Source organism: Mucilaginibacter sp. P4_G9 (assembly GCF_056400985.1).
Map to the genome: position 1 here is coordinate 1 of NZ_JBFUKF010000444.1, position 4015 is coordinate 4015.

Here is a 4015-nt window from a genome sequence, read left to right on the forward strand (position 1 = left end):
ACCTATAACCAGCCGGCAAGGTTAGACCTTTTTTCCGAAAACCTGTTTTACCACGAGGTATCGGTAAATAACTATCCCTTGTTTGATTTTCCACCCTATGAGCTGGCGCTGGCCAGCAGGCTGGTTGATGTGGTACGCTTTGAAAAACTGGATGTGCTGCACGTACACTATGCTATTCCGCATGCTTCGGCGGCGTTTATGGCCAAGCAGATCCTCATGACTTACGGCATATATATCCCTGTAGTTACCACCCTGCACGGCACGGATATTACGCTGGTTGGTAAAGACCATACCTTTAAACCGGTGGTTACCTTCTCTATCAATAAATCCGACGGCGTAACCGCAGTATCCGAAAACCTGCGCGAAGACACCTATAAGTTTTTTGAGATCGAGAACGATATTAAGGTAATCCCGAACTTTATCGATCTGAATCGTTTCAGCCTTAAAGCCAAAGACCATTTCAAAAGAGCAATAGCGCCGTTCGGCGAAAAAATATTGGTACATACCTCCAACTTCCGCAAGGTAAAACGTACCGAGGATGTGGTGAAAATATTTGCCAAGGTTATTAAAACCATCCCATCAAAGCTCCTCATGGTAGGCGATGGGCCGGAACGCTCTGGCTGCGAGCAATTGTGCCGCGACCTTGGTGTTACCGATAACGTACGCTTTTTAGGTAAGCAGGATGCCATTGAAGAGATCCTGTCGGTAGCCGACCTGTTCCTGATGCCATCGCAATCAGAAAGTTTTGGTTTGGCAGCCTTAGAGGCTATGGCCTGCAAGGTGCCCGTGATAAGCAGTAACGCCGGTGGTTTGCCCGAGCTGAATGTTGAAGGTGAAACCGGGTTCCTGCGCGATGTGGGCGATGTAGAGGGTATGGGTGAAAGAGCGATCTACATCCTTGAAGATGAAGCCCGCCTGGAAACTTTTAAAGAAAACGCCCTTGCCCGCGCCAAGCTGTTCGACCTGGCTACTATACTGCCGCTTTACGAAAACTACTACATGGAAGTAATTGAAAAGTGTAAGGATAAGGTATAGCCTCCCAAGAAATTAACCAGTCACGAGTACCCACCAGTTGGAAAAAGCAGTAATGACAATGCGGCAAATGGGGCTGTTGTAGAGACGCATAATTGCGTCTCCCGCAGGATATTCAGGATTTGCAAGGCCGATTTGCAAGATCAATTTGCATGTTTGATTTGCACGCGGGAGACGCAATTATGCGTCTCTACGTTGAAAACCTAAAAAATATATTTGATAATCAGTAGCTTACAACTATGTCATTGCGAGCGCAGCGCGGCAATCGCGAACTGTACAGGTCCACTCTGCATAGTATGCGATTGCCTCGTACCTACCAACAACGTGTTTGCAAAAAACCTTTTAAAACGGCATTTCCCTTCAGCATTTCGCGAAATTTTACCACTCGCAATAACCAGTAGTTTATATGAATTGTGACAATCTTCTTATTTAAAATAATCTGCATATCTGCACATTTGAAATTTGCACATCTGAAACCTGCATCATTGTAACAATCTTCTTATTTAAAATAATCTGCACACCTGTATAGCTGAAACCTGTGCATCTGTCATCCTAATTTTGCACATTTGCAAAAACTATTTTGTACAATGAAAGAAGGGCTTAAAATTGCCATTGGTGCCGATCATGCCGGCTTTGATTATAAACAGGCTTTATCAGCAGATATTCCTGCAGATCAGCTAACAGATTTTGGAACTTATTCAGGCGCCTCTGTTGATTATCCCGATTTTGCACATCCCGTAGCATCGGCAGTTGAAAACGGTGAGTGCGACCTGGGCGTGCTGGTTTGCGGCAGCGCCAACGGTGTTGCTATAACCGCCAACAAGCACCAGGGAATCCGCGCTGCCATTTGCTGGAACGAGGAACTGGCTGTACTGGCCCGGAGCCACAATAATGCCAACATAGTATGTATCCCGGCCCGTTTTATCAGCATTGATGAGGCCAAAAAAATAATAAATGCATTTTTTAATACCAGCTTTGAAGGCGGCAGGCACGCCACAAGGGTAGGGAAAATGGCTTGTTGAGAAAAAGGACAAAAGATTTTTGGACAAAGGAGCAAGGACAGGGAGAAAAAGTTTGAGGCAAACCTAAAGCCGCCATACCCCCCCTCCCCAATGACTACTGACTAATGACCATTGACTACTGACTACTGACTACTGACTACTGACTAAAAAGGAACTGACTAAATTAATTATCATACATGAAGAAAATTACATTACTTACGTTTTCTGCAGCCATTGCGGTAAGTGCTTGTGCACAGCAAAATCCCACTGCAATGAAGTACGCCAAGCTGATCAGCGCCGAGGATGCAAAAAGGCACCTGAGCATTTTAGCATCAGATGAATTTGAAGGCCGCGAAACCGGCAAACCCGGTGCCGAAAAAGCAGCCAATTACATTGCCGCCGAATTTAAAAAATTAGGCTTACAGGCCCCTGTAAAAGGCTCGTACTTTTATGATGTACCGTTGGAGCAAAATGCTTTAAAGGTATCGGCATTTACTGTTAATGGAAAATCATTTGTATTAGGACAGGATTTCTTTCCAAATGGCACAGTTCCGGATAATAGCATCAAAGCCGGTGATGTTGTATTTGTTGGTTTTGGTACCGATAGCGAACTGGGAACCACTGATTTAACAGGCAAAGTTGTGCTATGGATCAACGAGGATAAACCAGTGGCGGGTAAGGCTGCAAATACAGCTGTACGCATGAGTACGGCACGCCTGCAGGTATTAAAAAACCTGCAAAGCAAAAATCCTTCAATTATTTTGGCGGCTAATGGCGAACTGTCGAGTTTGCTTAAGCGTTTTGGTAAAAGTATTGCAAGCCCGCGCTTAACCATTAAGGAAGGTCCTGCAGCTTCTAAAGCTGTTGGTGTATTACATATAAGCACCGCTATTGCTGATGAGTTGGTAAAATCAATCGGTAAAACTTATGCTGAATTAAAAGCTGCAGCTGCAACTACTCCGGTTGTAACCGCTAAAGCAGATTTTGTGGCTGATTACGCCAACGACCATACCGATGTTAAAGCGGTTGATGTATTAGGATATATGCCCGGTACCGACTTGAAAGATGAAGTATTGGTATTTTCGGCCCATTATGATCACATCGGTTTGGAAACCGACCCCAATGCAAAAGACAAAATAAATAACGGCGCAGATGACGATGGATCTGGTACTACCGGGATTCTTGAAATTGCCCGTGCATTTTCACAGGCCAAAAAAGATGGTCACGGTCCGCGGCGCAGCGTTTTATTTTTAGGCAATGTGGGCGAAGAAAAAGGCCTGTTAGGTTCTGAATACTATACCGATCATCCGGTGTATCCCTTGGCTAATACGATTACCGACCTGAATGTTGATATGATAGGTCGTGTGGGTGAAGAGTATGTTGGCAAACCCGATTCTGCAAATTATGTATATTCAATAGGTTCGGCCATGTTGAGCAAAGACCTGCATGATATTGGCGAAAAAGCGAATGATACCTACACTAAACTTAAACTGGATTACAAATATGACGATCCTAATGATCCTAACAGGTTTTACTATCGCAGCGATCATTACAACTTTGCTAAACACGGTGTACCAATTATATTTTACTTCAACGGTGTGCATGCCGATTACCATCAGCCAGGCGATGAGGTAAGTAAGATCAACTTTCCGTTATTGGCAAAACGTGCGCAGCTTGTATTTTATACCGGCTGGGAATTAGCCAACAGGGATAAAAAACCAGCGCTCGACGTGGTGCCTTCTAAATAAGGTGAATGGTTGATTGAGTTTGACCAAAAGACGAATTTTAATGCAGGGGCGCAAATTTGCGCCCCTTTTTTGTAGTATATAAGATGCAGATATGCGTCTCCTACAAAAAAAAACCTAAATTCGCATATATGGGTAGCACTGCCGAAGAGTTCTTGGTTGCCTCGGAAGAAAAGGCATTTGATGTTGATCACCGCCGTATTATCAATAACAGTATTGATAAGTACAGCGCGGCGG

3 protein-coding genes are annotated in these 4015 nt (G+C 44.4%); all 3 read left to right on the forward strand.

Features of this window, described 5'->3' with window-relative positions:
• Positions 1-1035, forward strand: a 1035-nt coding sequence (bshA, locus tag AC1DPZ_RS23405; protein WP_477407998.1) for an N-acetyl-alpha-D-glucosaminyl L-malate synthase BshA, incomplete at its 5' end; no start/stop codon positions are given.
• 584 nt (positions 1036-1619) lie between these two features.
• The gene (gene rpiB / locus AC1DPZ_RS23410; protein WP_477408000.1) at positions 1620-2054 is read left to right on the forward strand and encodes a ribose 5-phosphate isomerase B; all 435 of its coding nucleotides are present in this window, start codon (positions 1620-1622) and stop codon (positions 2052-2054) included.
• A gap of 176 nt (positions 2055-2230) precedes the next feature.
• Complete coding sequence (locus AC1DPZ_RS23415; protein ID WP_477408002.1) at positions 2231-3781, forward strand: M28 family peptidase; 1551 nt, start codon at positions 2231-2233, stop codon at positions 3779-3781.
• Positions 3782-4015 lie beyond the last annotated feature (234 nt).